This is a genomic window from Polynucleobacter sp. 39-46-10, assembly GCF_002282275.1.
On sequence record NZ_NCJB01000430.1, the window covers coordinates 1 to 1,680 of the forward strand.

Genomic DNA, 1,680 nt, shown 5'->3' on the forward strand with positions numbered 1-1,680 from the left:
GAGAACTTAGCTAGCGCCGCCTTTAAGGTATTGCAGCCTGTTTTCGAAAAAGCGTTTGATGGCCGACTCAAGCTAGCATCCATCCGTCTTTATGAAACCCCCAATTGCTGGGCTGACGTTTCTCATTCTTAAGAAGTAATATGCAAGCAGAGCTTGATCGCCAATTTATGCAGCAAGCTTTGGATCAAGCCAAGCTCGCTGCCGCTGCTGGTGAAGTGCCGGTTGGCGCTGTATTAGTCCGTGATGGTGAAGTGATTTCCACAGGCTTTAATCAGCCAATTACGAATAGCGATCCTAGCGCCCATGCTGAGATGATGGCATTGCGTGCTGCCGCCTCAGATGAGGCTAATTACCGCCTACCTGGCACAACCCTGTATGTCACATTAGAGCCCTGCACTATGTGTGCAGGAGCGATGCTCCATGCTCGGGTTGATCGTGTTGTATTTGGTGCCACAGATCCTAAAACAGGTGCTGCAGGCAGCGTACTCAATGTATTCTCAGAAAAGCAGATTAACCACCAGACAGTAGTTGAAGGTGGCATCATGGGCGAAGAGTGCGGACAAATATTGCGCGATTTTTTTAAGGAGCGGCGTTGAAGCAAATTCATTTGATTGCTCCTTCAGGGGCTAGTCTAGATACTCGCAGCCCATTGGCTGGAATCGAGTGGCTACAAAAGCAGGGTATTGAAGTTCTCAATGCTGCCTGTGTTGATCGAGTCGAACAACGTTTTGCTGGCACCGATGCTGAGCGTTTAGCTGAGATCAATCAACTCGCCAATCTCTCTCCTGAGATTCCTGTTGTCGCCATGCGAGGTGGTTATGGATTGCATCGCCTGCTCCCAGATATTCAGTGGGATGCGATTGCCAAAGCTATCAAGAGTGGTCTGCAGATTTGTGGACATAGTGATTTCACAGTCTTCCAGTTGGGTTTATTGGCAAAGACTGGCGCAGTTACATTGGCAGGCCCTATGCTCAATTTTGATTTTGCTTGTCAGGGCGAGCAGGGCGAGGGGGTTGCTCCCAATACATTCATGTGGACACATTTCCAAAAAGCCATTCATGAGCGTAAATTAGATTACACGATTAAAGCCAATCAAGCCTTCTTAAAAAATTCTGCCGCAGGCCAAGCTTCGGGAATGCTTTGGGGCGGTAACTTAACAGTACTCGCAGGCTTAGTTGGAACACCATACTTGCCAAGCAAAGAGCAAACTCAAGGTGGTATTTTATTTCTAGAGGATGTTAATGAGCACCCCTACCGGATTGAGCGCATGCTGATGCAATTATTGGATGCAGGCATATTGGCCAATCAAAGCGCCATTCTCTTGGGTGGATTCTCGGCATACCGTCTTTACGATAATGACCGTGGTTACACCTTGGACAGTGCTATTGAGGCTATTCGTAAACGTCTTCCTGACAGTATCCCGATATTGACCGGCTTACCTTTTGGGCATCAAGCTGAAAAACTGACTTTGCCAGTAGGTGCGCAAGCGCACATTCAATACGATGGTTCGGGCTTTACTATTCAGTCTCATTGGTAGTTATTTCAAATTAAGGACGTCTCCTTGCGATTTTTAGCATTTCTTACCAGCATATTGATTGCGAGCACTGCAATGGCAACCGAAGAACCAAAATACACTCTTCTCGAGAAATCTGAGCCATTTGAATTGCGTGCCTATGCACC

General features: G+C 47.4%; 3 protein-coding genes. All 3 read left to right on the plus strand.

Features of this window, described 5'->3' with window-relative positions:
- On the plus strand, positions 1 to 132 hold a 132-nt coding region (locus B7X71_RS16475), incomplete at its 5' end, for a 6-carboxytetrahydropterin synthase (protein WP_293601531.1).
- An 8-nt stretch (positions 133 to 140) separates the two neighbouring features.
- Positions 141 to 596 carry a tRNA adenosine(34) deaminase TadA gene (gene tadA / locus B7X71_RS16480; RefSeq protein WP_293601529.1) on the plus strand — a complete coding sequence of 152 codons (456 nt, stop codon included), beginning with the start codon at positions 141 to 143 and terminating at the stop codon, positions 594 to 596.
- Entirely contained in the window at positions 593 to 1,537 is a 945-nt protein-coding gene (locus B7X71_RS16485) for an LD-carboxypeptidase (RefSeq protein ID WP_293601530.1), read from the plus strand. Before tadA ends, B7X71_RS16485 begins: the two co-directional genes overlap by 4 nt.
- Positions 1,538 to 1,680: the final 143 nt, after the last annotated feature.